The organism is Neorhizobium sp. BT27B (genome assembly GCF_050455485.1).
Taxonomy (GTDB): Bacteria; Pseudomonadota; Alphaproteobacteria; order Rhizobiales; family Rhizobiaceae; genus Neorhizobium.
In genome coordinates this window covers 403840-421205 of the sequence record NZ_JBCIYT010000001.1, presented here as the reverse complement: position 1 = coordinate 421205, position 17366 = coordinate 403840, and the positions used below count along the sequence as shown (strand labels likewise).

Below are 17366 nucleotides of genomic sequence, written 5' to 3'. Positions count from 1 at the left end.
GGAATGTTTTCTCAAGGTACAACTTCGTGGAGTGCGGCATTAACGGTCGAGTTACCATGATCATTTAGGTTGCGGCTCTGGTTTCCAATATCGGCAGTCCCTGAGTACGGAGTGTGGCATGTCAGCAAACAGCAATCAGGACGTGGATATCGACCTCGGGCAGCTGTTTTCGGCTGTCTGGGAGCGCAAGAAGACGATCCTCACCGCGACGGCGCTTGCAGGCGTGCTGGCCTTCGTGGGCTCCAGCCTGATGACGCCTGCCTACAAGGCGGAGAGCCGACTGCTGATCGAAAACCGCGCGCCGTCGCTGAGCGGTCTGCCTGATCCGGCCGGCGCCAACGATCCGGTGCTCGATGCTCTCAACATCCAGAGCCAGGCGCAGCTCCTGCAATCGACCGACCTTATCAAGCAGGTCGCGCGCGAAATGAAGCTGACCGAGCGCAAGGAATTTGATCCGGACGCGCATTCCTCCATGCCAAACCCGCTGGTCATGCTCGGGCTCAAGCAGAACCCGCTCGACTTGCCGTCGGAAGACCGGGTGATGAAGGCATTCCGCGAAAAACTGCAGGTCTATCCGGTCGAAGGGTCGCGCGTTATCGCCATCGAATTCAGTTCGGAAGATGCGAAACTCGCCGCCGCCGTACCGAACCGCATGGCAGAGGTCTATCTCAGCATGCAGAGCGGCGCCAAGCTCGACAGCCATGCGGAAGCCGCCAAGTGGCTGGAGCCGGAAATCGCCGCGCTGACCAAGCGCGTCAACGAGGCGGAAAAGAAGGTGGCCGATTACCGCTCGTCGTCGGGCCTGTTCCGCACCAGCGACACCAGCAATCTTTCCAACCAGCAGCTTAACGACATTTCCGCCGAACTGGCGCGGGTGAGAGGAGAGCGCGCCAATGCCGAGGCACGCGCTGAAAATGTGCGCGCCGCGCTTCAGGCCGGCCGTCCCTCCGATTCACTGAGCGATGTCGTCGGCTCTGCGATGATCCAGCGGCTGAAGGAAACCGAAGCCAGTCTGCAAGGCCAGCTCTCCGATCTCTCCACATCGCTTATGGAAGGCCATCCGCGCCTGAAGGGCTTGCGCGCCCAGCTTTCCGGCATCCGCCAGCAGATCGAAAACGAAACCCGCAAGATCCTCGCCAGCATCGAAAGCGAAGCGAATGTCGGGCGTCTGCGCGAAACACAGCTGATGCAGCAGTTGAATGGCCTGAAGGCGGACAGTGCCCGCGCCGGCGAAGAGGAAGTGGGCTTGCGCGCGCTTGAGCGCGAAGCGACGGCGCAGCGCCAGCTTCTCGAAACCTATCTCGCCCGTTACCGCGAGGCGACGTCGCGTATCGATCGCAGCTCGACGCCGGCCGATGCCCGTGTGATTTCCACAGCGGGTGAACCGGCCGAACCCTATTTCCCAAAGATCATCCCGATCACCATCGTCGTGGCATTGGCAACGCTGGTGGTCAGCACCATCGTCGTGCTGCTGATCGCGCTGTTTGGTGGGCGTGCCCTGCGTCCGAGTGAAGCCGAGGTGGTTGAGGTTGCGCCTCGCGCCCGTGTCATCGAGCCGCCCAAACCTGTCGCCAAGCCGGAAGCGGTTGTGGTTGCGCCTGTGGCCGAAACCGCAGTCGTTGCGGAGCCCGCCGCGACGCCAGTCGAAGCGGTTGTCGCCAGCGAAGTGGTGAAGGCACAGGACGACGCTTTCAGCATCGAGGCCGTGCGTGACTATATCATCGGCAAAAAAGTGCAGGTGGCGGTCGCCGTCTCTCCGGGCGGTGACGAAGGCTCGACCGCAACCGTCATGCTGGCGCGCGAACTGGCGGAAGCCGGACGCACGGTGGTTCTGGTCGACATGACCGGATCATCCTGCCCGACGCGCCTGATGGCGAGCGGCAAGACCTTGGCCGGTATCACCGATCTTCTGACCGGCAGCGCTGCCTTTGCCGATACGATCCATCCGGACCGCCTGTCCGACGCGCATGTCGTGCCACGCGGCACTGCCGACGGTGCCACCGCCATGCGCGGCGCCGACCGGCTCGGCATGATTATCGACGGGCTCGCCAGCGCCTATGATGTGGTGCTGGTCGAATGCGGCCCGGCCGGCATTGCCAATCTGGCGCGTCTGACGCGCGGCAAGGATGCCGACATCGTCATTTCGGCACCCGGTTTCGATGAAAAGCGTCTGTCCGACACGGCGGAAGTTTTCGAGACCGCTGGCTACAGCAACCTGATGATCATGGCCGGTACGTCGCTGACGCCGCCGACCGACCGCGACAGCGAGCATGGCGGCCGTTCTTCTGGTCGTAGCAGCCGCGCGGCCTGAGGGCTCAATCGTTTTCTGCGGGCGCCGGTTGCGGCGCCTGCCTGCCCGCTCGCAATCCCTGCAGCCAGCCATACAGCGCCTTGTTGCGCTTGATGGCGCCCGTGGCGCGAATTTTTGCCGCCAGCAGATGCATCATCAGCCAGCCTCTTACACTGATCGGCAGCAGCAGGTCGTGGGTGATGGTTTCCACCGTACACCAGCTGCGTTTGTAAGGCTGGTCGCCGACGCCGAAATCGAACAGCGCAGCACCTGTCTGGCAGGCGCGCTCGATCATCAGCCAGAACAGCAATTCGCCGGGACTTGCCTCCGGCACCAATGTGTCGTCGATCGAGCCGAACTGGCAGATCACATGGTCACCCTTGCGCGACAGGCCTGATATGGCGGCGATCTTTCCATCGTGTTCCCCCTTCAGGCGGATGGCATGCAATTCGAGCGGCGTGTCACTGCCGCGCTCGGAAACATTCATCAGGCTGCGAAAAAAGGCTTTCTTCTCCGGTGCCTGAAACACGTCCGGCAGGCCATGCAGCCGGAAACGCGCTGCCTTCTGTTCGAAAAAGGTTTCGAGCAGTGCATGCTTTTCCTCGGCCGTTCTGGCGATCACGTGCTCGTAACCACCTTTTTCCTGCAGCCGGCGCTGTTGGACGCGAAATTTTTTACGCCGCCGTTTGGCATTTACCTGCGCCAGCGTCTCTTCGAAGCTGGGAAGAAGGGGCAGCTGAAACGTCCGGTTGGCGTCCTCTATGGCATGCAGGCCGGTCAGTGGATGGGCGACATCGCGCCACATCAGCGGGATGGTTTCAAGCGCCAGCAGATCGACATGACCTTTCAATAGTGCCTTGAGCATGGCGGCAATCGCCTGCACCGCTTCGCCATCGAGATAACGAAAATCGTCATCCAGCAGGCCGCTATTGATGTTGTTGAACCGTCCTCCGAGGAAACGGGCGATACGCCCGCCGCTCTCATGCACCGTTTCGAGCGGCAGGATCAGCACTGTCCGCCCATCAATCCGGCCACGCACGAGGAGGAGAGGGGTTTGGTGTGCCATGTGCCATGCATGGCACCAGTCATAGGCCTGGTGGAGGGAATTGCGGGGCAGGGCTTCCAGTCGCCGCCAATCGGCTTCGATGTCTTCCATCCGGGCGACCAGATCGAGGCGCAGGTTTGCGAGCGGAAATGGCGGCGGGGCGACATACGCTCCGGCAGGAGGCGCGGTCGTGTCGAGAACCGTTTCGAAATCGGTTTGAGGCCGCTGCACACCCATCTCCGCCATCACATTCGCGTGCAAAATACAGGGCCAGTTGCAACAATCTGTTTATGCGCGCCGCCCGGCTGAGGATTCCGATCCGGGTGGTTAAGGCCGGGTCAATGTCGGCAACCGTCAGGCACGCGGTGGCCTTGGCCCGGCCATCCATTTGATGATGACCATGGCCGGCAGGATCCACAAGAGGCCGGATAGCAGGAAATACAGGAAATGCACCCACCAGGGCGAGGTGGCGAGAAGCAGCGAGGCGACCGTGGTGGCGGCCAGCGCATACACGATCACCAGAATGATGATGAGGATGGTGCCGATAAAGCTTCTGAGGCGCGGATGCATTTTTTCGTCAAGCTCTCCCGTCAAGCCGCGACCGCATGCCGCAAAGCCCAAGGACTTGTTTTGCACCGGGGCATCGGGCAAAGCAACGGACAAAAGCGCGCAGCAAGACGCTCATAAACATGTTCAGCAGGGACGGATTGGAATGTCGGTGATGAATTCGGCAGCAACAGATTTTTCCGGCAACACGACGAAGCTGGCGAAAAACCGCAAGGCCGTGCGCCTCTGGCTCGGTTTTGTCATCCTGACGCTTTTCTGTCTCGTGCTTGTCGGTGGCGCCACGCGGCTGACAGATTCGGGCCTGTCCATCACCGAATGGAAGCCGATCCACGGCGTCATCCCGCCGCTCAATGCCGCCGAGTGGGAAGAAGAGTTCCAGCTCTACCAGCGCATTCCGCAATACGAGCAGCTCAACAGCCATATGACGGTCGAGGACTTCAAGTCGATCTTCTGGTGGGAATGGGCGCACCGTTTTCTCGCCCGCGCCATCGGCATGATCTTCGCGTTGCCGCTCGCCTTTTTCTGGCTGACGGGCCGTATTGAAAAACAGGTCCGCTGGCCGCTGGTCGGCACGCTGGCGCTTGGCGGGTTTCAGGGCTTTATCGGCTGGTGGATGGTGTCATCCGGCCTCACCAAGCTCGTGAGCGTTTCGCAATATCGTCTGGCGACTCATCTCGTTATCGCCTGTCTGATCTTTGCCGCCTGCATGTGGATCATGCGCGGGCTGACGCCGCAGCGCCGCGATGCGCCGCCGACGCGTTATTCCGTCTGGGCAGCCGGCGGTATCGCCTTTCTGGCGCTGTTCCAGATCTATCTCGGCGCGCTGGTTGCCGGTCTCGATGCCGGCTTGAGCTACAACACATGGCCGCTGATGGACGGCGCCTACATTCCGGCCGACCTGTTCATTCGTGATCCATGGTGGATCAACCTGTTCGAAAACCACAAGACGGTGCAATTCGTCCACCGCTGCGGCGCCTATCTGATCCTTGCCGCAACGCTTGTGCACATGCTGATCACGCTGTCGAAGGCGCCGTCCAGCATCTATGCCACCCGCTCGATCATTCTCTTCGCGCTGGTCTGTGCACAGGCTGTGATCGGCATTCTGACACTGCTGTGGCAGGTGCCGCTCGATCTGGCGCTGGCGCATCAGGGCGGGGCGCTGATCGTGCTCGGTTACGCCGTGGTGCACTGGCGCGGTTATGTGGGGGAATATCCCGCCGAAAAGGAAAAGGCCGCGGCGAACTGAGTTCACCACGGCCTTTGATTGTTGCTGATATCCGCCGTCAAGCAGATAGCATCAGATCCATGTTCTGCACGGCGGCACCGGAAGCGCCCTTGCCGAGATTGTCGAGCAGCGCCACCAGATTGACGTGAGCACCGCCCGGTGTGCCGAACACGAAGAGCTTCATGTTGTCGGTGTTGACCAGTTCTTCCGCATCGACGCGCGGCAGCTTGGCGCTTTCCTCCAGCGACACGACCGATACGATGTCCTGGCCGGCATAATGATCGACCAGCACCTTGTGGATGCCTTCGATCGTTGCGCCCTCCTTGAGGTCATCAAGGAATAGCGGCACCTGCACGATCATGCCCTGCGCGAAGCGGCCGACGGATGGCGAGAACAGGGGCGCGCGGTCGAGCAGGCCATGGATTTTCATCTCCGGCACATGCTTGTGCTTGAGCGTCAGGCCGTAAAGGAAATTGTTGGCCGATACCGCATCCTCGCGTGAAGCGTCTTCCATCTGGCCGATCAGCTGCTTGCCACCGCCGGTATAACCGGAAACAGCATTGACCGAGACGGGATAACCGTCCGGCAGCAGACCGGCATTGCGCAGCGGACGCAGCAGCGAAACCGCGCCGGTCGGATAGCAGCCCGGATTGGAAACGTGGCGGGCAGAGCGGATTTTTTCCGCCTGGCCCTTGTCCAGCTCTGCAAAACCGTAAGCCCAGTCCGGCGCGACGCGGTAGGCGGTCGAGGTGTCGATGATGCGGACATTGTTATTGCCGGCCAGCATCGCGACGGCTTCCTTGGAAGCGTCGTCGGGCAGGCAGAGGATGGCGATATCGGCGCTATTGAGCAGATCCTCGCGCATCGTGGCATTGCGGCGCTCTGCTTCCGGGATGGACAGAAGCTCGACGTCGCGGCGGCCGGCCATGCGGGTGCGAATCTGCAGTCCCGTGGTGCCGTGTTCGCCATCGATGAAGATCTTTGCTGCCATGGTCGTTATCCCATAAAAGTCAGTGGCTTGAAGGTGCGGCCGGAAGTGGTTGCCCAGCCGGTTCATGTAGAGATTCAACGCCGAGCGAGACGCTCCGCTTTCAGCCCGAGCATATACATCGCAACGCTTGCCCCGGCAATGGCGGTGATATCGGCATGATCATAGGCCGGCGCCACCTCCACCACGTCGGCACCACGAATGTCGAGCGCGCCGAGTTTGCGCAGCACCGAGAGGATTTTTGCGCTGGATGGCCCGCCGGCAACCGGCGTGCCGGTGCCGGGCGCAAATGCCGGGTCGAGGCAGTCGATATCGAAGGTGAGGTAGGTTGGCCGATCGCCGACATGGGCAAGAATGGTATCGGCTATCTGCTGGGCACTCAGATCCTCGACCTCATAGCCATGCAGGATCTTGATGCTGAAATCTTCCGGCGCATGGGTGCGGATGCCGATCTGGATCGAATGTTCTGCATCGATGAGGCCCTCGCGCACGGCGCGCGCCACGAAGGAACCGTGATCGATCCGTTCGCCATCATCATCCCAGGTGTCCTGATGGGCATCGAAATGCACGAGCGCCAATGGCCCATGTTTGGCCGCATGAGCTTTCAGCAACGGAAGAGTGACAAAGTGATCTCCACCGAGCGACAGGAGAAACGCGCCCGAGGCAATAATGCCCGCCGCGGCCTCTTCTATCAGGGCGGGCGTTTTCTGATGGTTGCCATAGTCAAGCAGGACGTCACCATAATCCACCACCGCCATCGCTTCGAAAAGATCGCGGGCAAAGGGATATTGCGGATCGTTGTCGAAAATCGCCGAGGCACGGCGGATCGCCTGCGGCCCGAAACGGGCGCCCGGTCGGTTGGAGACGGCAGCATCGAAGGGAATGCCGAGCACGACCGCATCGGCGCCATCGACATCCTTGCTGTAGCGGCGACGCATGAAGGAGAGCGTCCCGGCATAAGTGGGATCGGTTGCGGCGCCACGCACGGATTTCGCTGTGAATGCGTTGTCGATCGATTTGGACGGCATGACTAGCTCCGGTATCGACCGGCAAGGTGCAATGCGGATGTCAGCAGCACAAGTCCCGAAACGAAAAAAGGCGGAGCCGAAGCTCCGCCTTTCCAAAAGTCCGTAATTCCTGAAACGATTAACGCTTCGAGAACTGGAACGAACGGCGGGCCTTGGCCTTACCGTACTTCTTACGCTCGACGACGCGGCTGTCGCGGGTCAGGAAGCCACCCTTCTTCAGAACGGCGCGCAGGCCCGGTTCGAAGTAGGTGAGAGCCTTGGAAACGCCGTGACGAACAGCACCGGCCTGACCGGACAGACCACCACCGGCAACGGTAGCGATGATGTCGAACTGACCCGAACGCGCTGCTGCGACCAGCGGCTGCTGCAGGATCATCTGCAGAACCGGACGGGCGAAGTAGGTCGTGAAGTCACGGCCGTTGATGATGATCTTGCCAGAACCAGCCTTCACCCATACGCGGGCGATGGCGTTCTTGCGCTTGCCGGTGGCGTAGGAGCGGCCCTGTGCATCGACCTTGCGGACGTGAACCGGTGCAGCTGCCTGACCTTCGGCCGAAGCGAGGTCCTTCAAAGAGGAGAGATCGGCCATTATCAGGCGCTCCTTGTGTTCTTGCTGTTCAGCGAAGCCACGTCGAAGGCGACCGGCTGCTGTGCTTCATGAGGATGGTTCGAGCCGGCGTAAACGCGCAGGTTCTTGAGCTGGCGACGGCCGAGCGGGCCGCGCGGGATCATGCGCTCGATAGCCTTCTCGAGAACGCGCTCCGGGAAGCGGCCTTCGATGATGGCGCGTGCAGTACGCTCCTTGATACCGCCCGGATGGCCGGTGTGCCAGTAGTACTTCTTGTCGGAATACTTCTTGCCGGTGAAGACGCACTTTTCCGCGTTGATGATGATGACATTGTCACCGTCGTCGACGTGCGGAGTGAAAGTGGCCTTATGCTTGCCGCGAAGGCGCATGGCAACGAGGGTGGCGAGGCGACCGACAACGAGCCCTTCGGCGTCGATGATGATCCACTTCTTCTCCACCTCTGCGGGCTTCTGAACGAAGGTCGACATGGTGTTACTCTTTCTTCTGAACCCGTAACCGCAGATAAATCCGTCGGATGGGCGTTTCTTGTTGCTTGGATTGGGTGCCTTGCGGCCACCAAAAAGAAAGCGGGCCTCAAGGGTCCGCATTTCTGCTGCGGCTTATAAGCGTGAGGCTGGAGAGCGTCAAGACAAGCGATTTTGCGTCCTGGAAAATAACTGTAGTAAAAACAATGGCTTGTTTATGTGGTATTTTAGAACCACACAAAAGATTGACGAATTCCGCTGGTTTCGGCGCTGACGCAACCGCATATAACTCGGAAAGACATTCGGTGGAGACCCGTCATGAACCACGACTCTTATGAACCCGCCTATATCTCCGGCATCCTCAAGAACACCAAAACCATCGCTCTGCTTGGCGCTTCTCCTAATCCCGACCGTCCCAGCAACCGCGTCATGGCCTTCCTTTTGTCCAAGGGCTACCAGGTGTTTCCGGTCAATCCGGGGCAGGCGGGCAAGCAGATCCTCGGCCAGACCGTTTACGCGACGCTTGCCGATGTGCCGCAGCCGGTCGATCTCGTCGATGTTTTTCGCGCCGCCGAATATCTCGATGGCGTGGTGGACGAGTCGATTGCCCTCGACACCAAGCCCAAGGTCATCTGGGGCCAGCTTTCCGTGCGTCACGACAAGGCTGCGGCAAAAGCCGAAGCGGCTGGCATCGATGTGGTGATGGATCGCTGCCCGGCCATCGAATATCCGCGTCTCGGCCTTTGACCTTTTGTCTCTGGCGCACCTCCGGCCTTCGCGCTAATCTCGGCACCAAGGCCGGAGGCGGCCTGCAGCCCGCGGTTTAAAAACCATGGCGAACGCCCCCAGACACCGAACCTGAACGTTTCCCGTCAGGCGAAGGCGTTGGCAATGCGGGCACCGACGACAAACTTCGCCGTCTGACGAAGGAACGGATCATGCGCGACCTTCGCGATGCAAAGGCCATGGCCAAAACTCTGCGGGAGACACTTGGCTCCCGCGACGTCTCTATTACCCATTCCGAAGCTCTGGAAATCGTCGCCCGACAATTCGGGCTGGCGCACTGGAATATTTTGAGCGCTCAACTTGAGCCGAGGGCAGCGGAAAGTCCCATCACCTTCGAGCGAACCGTGCCGATCGTGCGTATCTTCGATGTCGCCAAGGCTCACGAATTTTATCTGGGTTTCCTCGGTTTCACAGTCGACTGGGAGCATCGTTACGGCGAGGATTTCCCGCTTTATACGCAGGTGTCGCGCGGCGGCCTGCAACTGCATCTGTCGGAACATGCGGGCGATGCCACGCCGGGCGGAACGACGGTCGTTTACATGAAGGGTGCCCGCGCCTTCCAGAAAGAGCTGATCGACAAGAAATACCGCTATATGAAGCCGGGGCTGGAAGAGGTGGACGGACGACTGGAGGTGACCGTGACTGATCCGTTCAACAACCGAATCCGCTTCATGGAGATTGTTGAGGAATAGGGCTGCCAGCGAGGCCGGGCAGATGCCCGGCCAGGTTCGTCCTCCTCGTGTGTCTCCTCCGACACCTAGTCCAGCAACAGATCCGGCTGCGCGCGCATGGCATTCAGTTCGTCCGAATTGCCGCAATACTGGCCAAATTGTTTGCCCGCATTGCTATTGCTCAGGTCGCGCCGACAGCGCGATTTGGCGGAACACTTTGCGCAGCGCAGCTGCATGTCGCGAAACAGAACCGGGTGCTGCAACAGAACCTCCACTGGATCGATGCCGAGATGGCGCATCATCGCCAGCATTTCATCCGCCGCCTCCGGTCCCGCCCGCGCCAGTCGCACCAGATCCTGCGAAGAGATGCTGCAATCGCGGGCGATTTCGGAAATCATCCGCTCATCCATCGTGGCGATGACTTCCGCTTCCGATGCGGCATTGTAGGCTTTGGCACACCAGCGCAGAAACCGGCCTGCGAGACCCGGTTCATATGGGTTGGCGGCATCCGGTCTGGCGATCTCGGTCACGGCCATGTCTCCTCTCTTTCCAAGGAGATTGGTTCTGTTGAAAATATATGCCTTGATCACAATCAAACGGCGAGATTTTCTGTGTATCGCCGCCCGCTCGGGTTGGTAAAACTATGCCGGAAATGGGACGAAGCGGGCAAAGGCCCTAAACAGGTGAGGACAAAAATATGCCGACACGCGATCCCGGATTTTCGACGCTTGCGGTCCATGCCGGCGCGGCACCCGACCCGACCACCGGCGCCCGCGCCACGCCCATCTATCAGACCACCTCCTTCGTGTTTCAGGACAGCGACCACGCCGCCGCGCTGTTCGGCCTCCAGCAATTCGGCAATATCTACACCCGCATCATGAACCCTACCCAGGCGGTGCTGGAAGAACGTGTCGCAGCACTCGAAGGCGGCACGGCGGCGCTGGCCGTCGCCTCCGGTCATGCCGCGCAGATGCTGGTCTTTCACACGATCATGCAGCCGGGCGACAATTTCATCGCCGCCAAACGCCTTTACGGCGGATCGATCAACCAGTTCGGCCACGCCTTCAAGAACTTTGACTGGCACGTGCGCTGGGCCGATGTGTTTGATCCTCAGACGTTTGAGACCCAGATTGACGACCGCACCAAGGGCATTTTTATCGAAAGCCTTGCCAACCCGAACGGCACCTTTGTCGATATCGCCGCCATTGCCGAAGTGGCCCGCCGCCACGATCTGCCGCTGATCGTCGACAACACCATGGCCAGCCCCTATCTGGTGCGCCCGCTCGAACATGGCGCCGATATCGTCATCCACTCGCTGACCAAATTTCTGGGCGGCCACGGCAATTCCATGGGTGGTATCATCGTCGATGGCGGCACGTTCGACTGGTCGCAATCCGGCAAGTATCCGATGCTGTCGGAACCGCGGCCGGAATATGCCGGCATCGTGCTGCATCAGGCGTTTGGCAACTTTGCCTTCGCGATCGCCTGCCGTGTTCTTGGCCTGCGCGACCTTGGTCCCGCCATCTCGCCCTTCAACGCTTTTCTCATTCTCACCGGCATCGAAACCCTGCCGCTCAGGATGCAGAAACACAGCGACAATGCGGCGGCAGTCGCGCAGTGGCTGAAGGGCGAGGAAAAGGTCGGCTGGGTCAGTTATGCGGGTCTCGCCGACGATCCGAACAACGAATTGCAGAAACGCTATTCGCCCAAGGGAGCAGGCTCCGTCTTCACCTTCGGCCTCAAGGGTGGTTACGAGGCGGGCAAGACGCTGGTGGAAAACCTGAAACTGTTTTCGCATCTGGCGAATATCGGCGACACACGTTCACTGGTCATCCACCCGGCCTCCACCACGCATCGCCAGCTTTCGGAAGAACAGCAGGCGGCGGCCGGCGCCGGGCCGGATGTGGTGCGCCTGTCGATCGGTATCGAGGATGCAGCCGACATCATCGCCGACCTCCGGCAGGCACTGGCAAAAATCAACTGACGCTTCTATAGAGGCCGCTCATGTAATCATTTCTACACAGCCAGCCGCTATCGGCTGGCTGTGTCGGTGGCCGCCTAAGGTGCGCTGACCCAGAGAGAATCAGAGAAGGAACAGGGGCGTGCGCCCCGGTTCCAATGGAGAATTCCCGTGAGCGAGCAGTCACTCCTTCGGCTGTCCATCGCCGTCACGGCCGCGCTTGCGGCATTCGGCATCACTGTCGGCCTCGTGTCCGGCTCGTTTGCCATCGTGTTCGACGGCTTTTATTCCCTCACCGATGCGTTCATGACGCTGCTGGCGCTGCTGGTGTCGAAACTCATCATCGCCTCCTCGCAGCCGACCGCCAAGGGCAGGCTGATCGACCGTTTCAGCGTCGGGTTCTGGCATCTGGAACCGATGGTGCTCGGCCTCAACGGTACCCTGCTGATGGGCGCCGCGATCTACGCGTTTATCAGCGCCGTCGGCAGCCTGATGGCCGGTGGCCGGCCGATCGATTTCGGTCCGGCCTTGATCTTTACCGTGGTCACGGTTCTGGTGTCGCTGGTCATGTGGCTGTTCTGCCGGCGTGCCAATCGCAGCCTGAAATCCGGCTTCATCGCGCTCGATGCGCAGGCCTGGGGCATGACGGCAGCGCTGACCTCGGCGCTGCTGATCGCATTCGGTATCGGCCACGCCATCGAAGGCACCGAATATACCTGGTTGACGCCCTATATCGATCCAGGCGCGCTTGCCCTCATCTGCCTGATCATCGCGCCGGTGCCGCTCGCCAATGTGCGCCAGGCGGTGGCCGATATCCTGCTGGTGACGCCGCCCGAGCTGAAGAACCATGTCGATGCGGTGGCGCAAGCCATCGTCGAGCGCCACGGTTTTCTCTCCTACCGCGCCTATGTCGCGCGCGTCGGCCGCGGCAAGCAGATCGAGCTGTTCTTTATCGCGCCATCCGAATGGCCGGCCCGCCATCTGTCGGAATGGGATGCGATCCGCGACGAGATCGGCGATGCGATCGGTGACGAAGGCCCGGACCGGTGGTTGACCATCGTCTTCACCAGCGATCCCGAATGGGCGGATTGAGGCCTTAACGTTAGTGAGACCCTAACGCATTCATTAGCAATGCATTAACCATGTTTCATAATGGCACAGCCTGTGCCGTAATCATTTCCCATCCTCATGCGTTCATACGTCACCTTCAACAAGGCCAGGCCTTGAACAAGAGGAGACCGGACATGAACACGATCCGTCACACGGTATTGGTGGTCGAGGACGAGGCGCTCATCCGATTTGCGGTGGCCGACGCTCTCGAAGATGCAGGTTATGATGTGCTGGAAGCAGCAAGCGTGCTGGAGGCGATCGGCCAGCTCGGCCTCAACGAGGATATCGATCTCGTCGTCACCGATGTCGATATGCCGGGCGCGCTGTCTGGCGTCGATCTGGCCCGCATGATCAGCGAATGCGCGCCGCATATCGGCGTCATCGTTTCTTCTGCCCGCTGCGGCGACGAGTTGACGGATATTCCGCCGACCGCCCGCTGCCTGGCAAAACCCTGCACGGCGGCAAAAATGCTCTCCACCGTTGAAACGATGCTGAAGGGCAGGGCGCTCGTCGGCGATGAAAGCTTTCGCCGACGAGCTTGATCGCGTTTTACGCGCGCATCTCCAGCGGCTCGGCCGCAATTGATGCGGTGGTGCGGATGCGCACCTTGTCGATGTTGCGGCCATCAAGCGCCACCACCTCATAGGTGAGGTCGCCGAACGTTACCGTCTCGCCCTGTTGCGGCATGTGGCCGAGGCGCCAGAGGATCAGGCCGGCCAGCGTCGAATAGCGGTCGGCATCATCGACGAGATCGCTTTCCAGCAGTTTCGAGACATGGCGGATATCGATCCAGCCATCGACCAGAAGTGAGCCGTCTTCGCCACGCTCGACGGTCAGCTGTTCCTCGTCGTCATCGGCAAAATCGCCGGCAATCGCTTCCAGCAGGTCGGTGGCCGTCACCATGCCTTCGACCGAACCGTATTCATCGAGCACGATCGCCACCTGCAGCGGCGACTGGCGCAACTGTTCGAGCAGGCGCAGCGCATTGACGCTTTCATGCACCACCAGAGGCTGGCGTAGCGAGCGGTCGAAGTCCACTTTGCCATTCTCGATGAAATCGCGCAGCAGGTCCTTGGCCAGAGCGACGCCCAAAAACTCGTCGAGGCTGCCGCGGGCGATGGGGAAGCGGGAGTGACCCGATTCCAGAACCTTGCGGCGCAGTTCCTCGTCGCTGTCCTCGATATCCAGCCAGTCGATGTCGAGGCGGTGGGTCATGACCGATTTTGCCGGACGATCGGCCAGCGTCAGCACGCTTTCGATCATCTCGTGTTCGACGGGCGTGAACAATTCGCCTTCCGAAGCACGCTCGGCAATCACATCATTGGTTTCGCCGAGCGAGGCCTCGCTGCGGCGGCTGCCGAGCAGTGACAGCACGGCATTGGCGGTGCGTTCGCGCAGGTCGCCGGTGGTGAGAACCCGCTCGCGGTTACGGCGTGCGATCTGGTTGAAGGCCTCGATGAGAACCGAGAAGCCGATGGCGGCGTAAAGATACGCCTTCGGAATATGGAAACCGAGGCCTTCGACGATCAGCGAGAAACCGATCATCATCAGGAAGCCGAGGCAAAGGATGACCACGGTCGGATGTTTCGACACAAAAGCCATCAGCGGCTTCGAGCACAGAAGCATGACACCGACGGCGACGATGACGGCGATCATCATGACCGACAGATGCTGAACCATGCCGACGGCGGTGATGACGCTATCGAGCGAGAACACGGCATCGAGCACGACGATCTGCACCAGAACCTGCCAGAAGACGGCATGCTCGATCTTGCCTTCCTTGTTGCCGGAATGGCCTTCGAGGCGCTCGTGCAGTTCCATCGTTCCCTTGAACAGAAGGAACACGCCACCGAACAGAAGGATCAGGTCACGGCCGGAAATCTCAATGCCGAGAACGGTAAACAGCGGCGCCGTCAGTGTGACGATCCATGCGACGGAGGCAAGCAGGGCAAGGCGCATGACCAGCGCCAGGCTGAGGCCGATCAGGCGGGCTTTCTCGCGCTGATGTTCCGGCAGCTTGTCTGCCAGAATGGCGATGAAGACGAGGTTGTCGATGCCGAGAACGATTTCGAGCACGATCAGGGTGGCGAGTCCGGCCCATGCGGCCGGATCGGACATCCATTCAAATATCATGATGATATGACGCCAGCCCTTTCGGGCGGCCGTTCCTTCTGTGGTTGAAAAGGGAAACAAAAAACGCTGTCTAAGGACCGGGCCAAGGGTCGAGACAGCGAAAAACGATCAGCGATTGCGATGATGACGTGACGAAGCGACCCCGGCTTTTGGCGGGGCGCGGTGATCTCTCGACCATGAAGTGGGAACGTCCGGTTCGCAACCATCATCGACCTTATCGACGCGGTGAACCGGACACACGCAATCGGGTGTCCATGGGCGGCGACTATAGCGATCCGATCGGCAATTGCATCCCTTCGGCGCAAAATTTTCCGTGAGAAGCGTTTTTCGGGTATTGTTCACGCCGCCGGAGACGACCGGCGGCGTGGCGTTGAAGGATATGTCAGGCGCCCATGCCGCCATCGATCGTGTGCATGGCACCGGTGATGAAGCCACCCTCCGGGCCGGCAAGATAAGCGGCAAGACCTGCGATCTCTTCCGGTCGGCCGTGACGCTTCAGCGCCATGAAACCGTGCATCGTGTCCTTCATCGGGCCATCGGCCGGGTTCATGTCGGTATCGATCGGGCCGGGCTGGATGACGTTGACGGTGACGTTCCGCGGGCCAAAATCACGCGCAAGGCCGCGCGCCAAACCCTGCACGGCGGATTTGGTGAGCGCATAGGCCGCGCCGCCGGCAAACGGCATGCGGTCGCCATTGACCGAGCCGATGATGATGATGCGGCCACCCTCCGGCATCTGCCGGGCGGCTTCGACGGCGGCGTGATAGGGCGCGCGCACGTTGATGTCGATCATCCGGTCGACGGCGTCAGGATCGGTTTCGAGCGGATCGCCCAGAACCAGCGTGCCCGCATTGACCACCAGCACGTCGAGCGGGCCTGCTGCCTTGACGGTGGATATCGTTTCGTTGCGGTTGCCCGCATCCGACTTCACCGCCTTGGCGCCGATTTCCGCCGCCAGCGTTTCGGCGGCATCCTTGGATCCCGCATAGGTGAATGTCACATCAGCACCGTCGCCGGCAAAGCGCCGCACGATGGCTGCACCGATGCCGCGGCTGCCGCCGATTACAAGCACTGTCTTACCCTGAAAATCAGTCATCGCATTGCTCCGTCCGAGGGTTGAGAATTAATGTAGTAGGCATTACATAATTAGTGGGTCGTATGCCGTCAATGGATTTTGTAATGTGCACTACAAAAATATTAAAGTCTCGTGGAAGGCCGCGTGCTTTCGATATGGAGGACGCGCTTGCCAAGGCGCAGGCGCTGTTTCGCGAAAAGGGCTATGATGCCTTGAACGTTGCCGACCTGACGGACGCGATCGGCATCAACCCGCCGAGTTTTTACGCGGCCTTCGGCAGCAAGTCGGCGCTTTATGGGCAGGTTCTGCAACGGTATGCGGAACTGGAGGGCATCGATCTCGAAGGACCGTTCGCCGCCGACGTGCCGCTTGCGCAGGGGATTGCGCGTCTGCTGGCCGAGGCGGCGCGCAATTACGGCGCCGGCAATGGTACGGGCTGCATGGTCATCGAGGGCGCGCGCGGCGGTGTCGATGCGGAAGCGTGTCGGCAGGCACGGCGCCTGCTGGATCTGACGCATGACACGGTTCATGCGGGCGTGAGTTGCCAAGCGCCGGAACAGGCCGAGATGGTGACGGATTATGTTATGGCGACGCTGTCTGGCCTGTCAGCCAGCGCCCGCAATGGTCTGCCGGCCGAACGCCTGTTGCGCATCGCCGATATTGCTTCGCGCCAGCTTGCCCATGAACTTGAGGAGACATGACCATGGCTGCATCCGAAAAATTCACGACCTTCGATCTCTCCGTCGTCGAACCGGAGGAGGGCGCTCCCGCGCCTGACCGTCTGATCGAAGGCAATCCCGTCTTTCGCACATGGAATGTCGAGGAAGCGCCGGGCGGGGTTTACGCGGGCGTGTGGGAGGCGACGCCGGGCAAATGGCGGATCGTTTACGACGAGTGGGAATACTTCCACATTCTCGCCGGTCATTCTGTCGTGACCGAAGAAGGCGGTGAGCCGGTGCATCTGCGCGCCGGAGACAGCATGGTGCTGCGGCCCGGCTTCAACGGAACATGGCAAGTGATTGAAACGACTCGCAAGGATTATGTCATCAGGCTCTGAAAAACCCAGCGGGGGAAAGTTCAGGCGAGGGGTGTCGATGCCCGAGCCGTCGGGTTACACCACGGCGATCGAAAACAATATGGACGCCGCAATGCGCTTCTTGAGAATGCTACTGATCATCGTCATCGCCATGGGAGGTTTTTTCGGCTTCCGCTGGCACACCTATGTCAGCAACACCGACAGCCCTTATGACGAAGTCGGCATCACCCTCAACAGCCATATGCCCACACCGATCCGCAAATGGGGTTGCGACAAGCTGCACGCCACATTCGGCAACGTGCTTCCGCCCTATGGCTGCCAGGCCGAAGGCGGCGACGGTCGCAGCTGGATGTGAAATTAGAGCGGTTCCATTTAACAATGAACCGCTCTGAACCGGCG

Annotated in this window: 19 protein-coding genes; 10 read left to right on the top strand and 9 right to left on the bottom strand. The window is 60.5% G+C overall.

The window, feature by feature from the left end; genetic code table 11:
• Nucleotides 1-118 precede the first annotated feature (118 nt).
• Nucleotides 119-2311, top strand: coding sequence for a GumC family protein (locus AAIH70_RS02205; RefSeq protein WP_132273173.1), 2193 nt, complete (start codon nucleotides 119-121; stop codon nucleotides 2309-2311).
• Nucleotides 2312-2315: 4 nt separating this feature from the next.
• On the opposite strand, the gene AAIH70_RS02200 is transcribed toward AAIH70_RS02205, so the two are convergent.
• Nucleotides 2316-3566 (bottom strand): GNAT family N-acetyltransferase, encoded by a 1251-nt coding sequence (locus AAIH70_RS02200; protein ID WP_245519107.1) that lies wholly within the window; start codon nucleotides 3564-3566, stop codon nucleotides 2316-2318.
• A 123-nt stretch (nucleotides 3567-3689) separates the two neighbouring features.
• Nucleotides 3690-3905, bottom strand: a complete 216-nt coding sequence (locus tag AAIH70_RS02195) for a DUF2842 domain-containing protein (protein WP_430033518.1) — start codon at nucleotides 3903-3905, stop codon at nucleotides 3690-3692.
• Between the two features lie 151 nt (nucleotides 3906-4056).
• On the opposite strand from AAIH70_RS02195, the gene AAIH70_RS02190 reads away from it, so the two are divergent.
• Complete coding sequence (locus AAIH70_RS02190) at nucleotides 4057-5148, top strand: COX15/CtaA family protein (RefSeq protein ID WP_430033515.1); 1092 nt, start codon at nucleotides 4057-4059, stop codon at nucleotides 5146-5148.
• 37 nt (nucleotides 5149-5185) lie between these two features.
• Here AAIH70_RS02190 and argC read toward each other — a convergent pair whose 3' ends face one another.
• From argC to rplM, 4 genes are all read right to left on the bottom strand, one after another.
• Nucleotides 5186-6118 carry an N-acetyl-gamma-glutamyl-phosphate reductase gene (gene argC / locus AAIH70_RS02185; protein ID WP_132273176.1) on the bottom strand — a complete coding sequence of 311 codons (933 nt, stop codon included), beginning with the start codon at nucleotides 6116-6118 and terminating at the stop codon, nucleotides 5186-5188.
• Nucleotides 6119-6192: 74 nt separating this feature from the next.
• Nucleotides 6193-7143 carry an agmatinase gene (gene speB / locus AAIH70_RS02180; RefSeq protein ID WP_132273177.1) on the bottom strand — a complete coding sequence of 317 codons (951 nt, stop codon included), beginning with the start codon at nucleotides 7141-7143 and terminating at the stop codon, nucleotides 6193-6195.
• A 118-nt stretch (nucleotides 7144-7261) separates the two neighbouring features.
• Nucleotides 7262-7732, bottom strand: coding sequence for a 30S ribosomal protein S9 (rpsI, locus tag AAIH70_RS02175; protein ID WP_132273178.1), 471 nt, complete (start codon nucleotides 7730-7732; stop codon nucleotides 7262-7264).
• Between the two features lie 2 nt (nucleotides 7733-7734).
• Entirely contained in the window at nucleotides 7735-8199 is a 465-nt protein-coding gene (gene rplM / locus AAIH70_RS02170) for a 50S ribosomal protein L13 (RefSeq protein WP_132273179.1), read from the bottom strand.
• Nucleotides 8200-8514: 315 nt separating this feature from the next.
• Here rplM and AAIH70_RS02165 point away from each other — a divergent pair, with 315 nt between their 5' ends.
• Nucleotides 8515-8943, top strand: a complete 429-nt coding sequence (locus AAIH70_RS02165; RefSeq protein ID WP_132273180.1) for a CoA-binding protein — start codon at nucleotides 8515-8517, stop codon at nucleotides 8941-8943.
• 191 nt (nucleotides 8944-9134) lie between these two features.
• Nucleotides 9135-9674, top strand: coding sequence for a glyoxalase superfamily protein (locus tag AAIH70_RS02160; protein ID WP_430032944.1), 540 nt, complete (start codon nucleotides 9135-9137; stop codon nucleotides 9672-9674).
• A 65-nt stretch (nucleotides 9675-9739) separates the two neighbouring features.
• Here AAIH70_RS02160 and AAIH70_RS02155 read toward each other — a convergent pair whose 3' ends face one another.
• Nucleotides 9740-10189 (bottom strand): DUF6455 family protein, encoded by a 450-nt coding sequence (locus tag AAIH70_RS02155; protein ID WP_245519108.1) that lies wholly within the window; start codon nucleotides 10187-10189, stop codon nucleotides 9740-9742.
• A gap of 161 nt (nucleotides 10190-10350) precedes the next feature.
• Between AAIH70_RS02155 and AAIH70_RS02150 the strand changes: the two genes are divergently transcribed.
• The 3 genes from AAIH70_RS02150 (at nucleotide 10351) to AAIH70_RS02140 (ending at nucleotide 13265) form a co-directional block, all read left to right on the top strand.
• The gene (locus tag AAIH70_RS02150) at nucleotides 10351-11637 is read left to right on the top strand and encodes an O-acetylhomoserine aminocarboxypropyltransferase (protein ID WP_132273182.1); all 1287 of its coding nucleotides are present in this window, start codon (nucleotides 10351-10353) and stop codon (nucleotides 11635-11637) included.
• Between the two features lie 147 nt (nucleotides 11638-11784).
• A complete protein-coding gene (locus tag AAIH70_RS02145; protein ID WP_132273183.1) occupies nucleotides 11785-12705 on the top strand; it encodes a cation diffusion facilitator family transporter in 921 nt (306 codons plus the stop codon).
• Nucleotides 12706-12857: 152 nt separating this feature from the next.
• Nucleotides 12858-13265, top strand: a complete 408-nt coding sequence (locus AAIH70_RS02140; RefSeq protein ID WP_132273184.1) for a response regulator — start codon at nucleotides 12858-12860, stop codon at nucleotides 13263-13265.
• 7 nt (nucleotides 13266-13272) lie between these two features.
• On the opposite strand, the gene AAIH70_RS02135 is transcribed toward AAIH70_RS02140, so the two are convergent.
• Nucleotides 13273-14856 carry a TerC family protein gene (locus AAIH70_RS02135; RefSeq protein WP_132273185.1) on the bottom strand — a complete coding sequence of 528 codons (1584 nt, stop codon included), beginning with the start codon at nucleotides 14854-14856 and terminating at the stop codon, nucleotides 13273-13275.
• A gap of 382 nt (nucleotides 14857-15238) precedes the next feature.
• Nucleotides 15239-15952 (bottom strand): SDR family oxidoreductase, encoded by a 714-nt coding sequence (gene bdcA, locus AAIH70_RS02130; RefSeq protein WP_132273186.1) that lies wholly within the window; start codon nucleotides 15950-15952, stop codon nucleotides 15239-15241.
• Nucleotides 15953-16086: 134 nt separating this feature from the next.
• Here bdcA and AAIH70_RS02125 point away from each other — a divergent pair, with 134 nt between their 5' ends.
• The 3 genes from AAIH70_RS02125 to AAIH70_RS02115 are packed head-to-tail and all read left to right on the top strand — an operon-like array spanning nucleotide 16087 to nucleotide 17322.
• Nucleotides 16087-16632, top strand: coding sequence for a TetR/AcrR family transcriptional regulator (locus AAIH70_RS02125; protein ID WP_245519109.1), 546 nt, complete (start codon nucleotides 16087-16089; stop codon nucleotides 16630-16632).
• Between the two features lie 2 nt (nucleotides 16633-16634).
• Nucleotides 16635-16988, top strand: coding sequence for a cupin domain-containing protein (locus tag AAIH70_RS02120; protein WP_132273188.1), 354 nt, complete (start codon nucleotides 16635-16637; stop codon nucleotides 16986-16988).
• Between the two features lie 37 nt (nucleotides 16989-17025).
• Nucleotides 17026-17322: a hypothetical protein gene (locus tag AAIH70_RS02115; protein ID WP_245519110.1), complete on the top strand. Its 297-nt coding sequence runs from the start codon at nucleotides 17026-17028 to the stop codon at nucleotides 17320-17322.
• Nucleotides 17323-17366 lie beyond the last annotated feature (44 nt).

Coding starts and splice junctions, on each gene's coding strand:
- AAIH70_RS02205 (WP_132273173.1), top strand. CDS start 119: ATGTCAGCAAACAGCAATCAGGACGTGGATATCGACCTCGGGCAGCTG.
- AAIH70_RS02195 (WP_430033518.1), bottom strand. CDS start 3,905: ATGCATCCGCGCCTCAGAAGCTTTATCGGCACCATCCTCATCATCATT.
- AAIH70_RS02190 (WP_430033515.1), top strand. CDS start 4,057: ATGAATTCGGCAGCAACAGATTTTTCCGGCAACACGACGAAGCTGGCG.
- argC (WP_132273176.1), bottom strand. CDS start 6,118: ATGGCAGCAAAGATCTTCATCGATGGCGAACACGGCACCACGGGACTG.
- speB (WP_132273177.1), bottom strand. CDS start 7,143: ATGCCGTCCAAATCGATCGACAACGCATTCACAGCGAAATCCGTGCGT.
- rpsI (WP_132273178.1), bottom strand. CDS start 7,732: ATGGCCGATCTCTCCTCTTTGAAGGACCTCGCTTCGGCCGAAGGTCAG.
- rplM (WP_132273179.1), bottom strand. CDS start 8,199: ATGTCGACCTTCGTTCAGAAGCCCGCAGAGGTGGAGAAGAAGTGGATC.
- AAIH70_RS02165 (WP_132273180.1), top strand. CDS start 8,515: ATGAACCACGACTCTTATGAACCCGCCTATATCTCCGGCATCCTCAAG.
- AAIH70_RS02160 (WP_430032944.1), top strand. CDS start 9,135: ATGCGCGACCTTCGCGATGCAAAGGCCATGGCCAAAACTCTGCGGGAG.
- AAIH70_RS02155 (WP_245519108.1), bottom strand. CDS start 10,189: ATGGCCGTGACCGAGATCGCCAGACCGGATGCCGCCAACCCATATGAA.
- AAIH70_RS02150 (WP_132273182.1), top strand. CDS start 10,351: ATGCCGACACGCGATCCCGGATTTTCGACGCTTGCGGTCCATGCCGGC.
- AAIH70_RS02140 (WP_132273184.1), top strand. CDS start 12,858: ATGAACACGATCCGTCACACGGTATTGGTGGTCGAGGACGAGGCGCTC.
- AAIH70_RS02135 (WP_132273185.1), bottom strand. CDS start 14,856: ATGATATTTGAATGGATGTCCGATCCGGCCGCATGGGCCGGACTCGCC.
- bdcA (WP_132273186.1), bottom strand. CDS start 15,952: ATGACTGATTTTCAGGGTAAGACAGTGCTTGTAATCGGCGGCAGCCGC.
- AAIH70_RS02125 (WP_245519109.1), top strand. CDS start 16,087: ATGGAGGACGCGCTTGCCAAGGCGCAGGCGCTGTTTCGCGAAAAGGGC.
- AAIH70_RS02120 (WP_132273188.1), top strand. CDS start 16,635: ATGGCTGCATCCGAAAAATTCACGACCTTCGATCTCTCCGTCGTCGAA.
- AAIH70_RS02115 (WP_245519110.1), top strand. CDS start 17,026: ATGCCCGAGCCGTCGGGTTACACCACGGCGATCGAAAACAATATGGAC.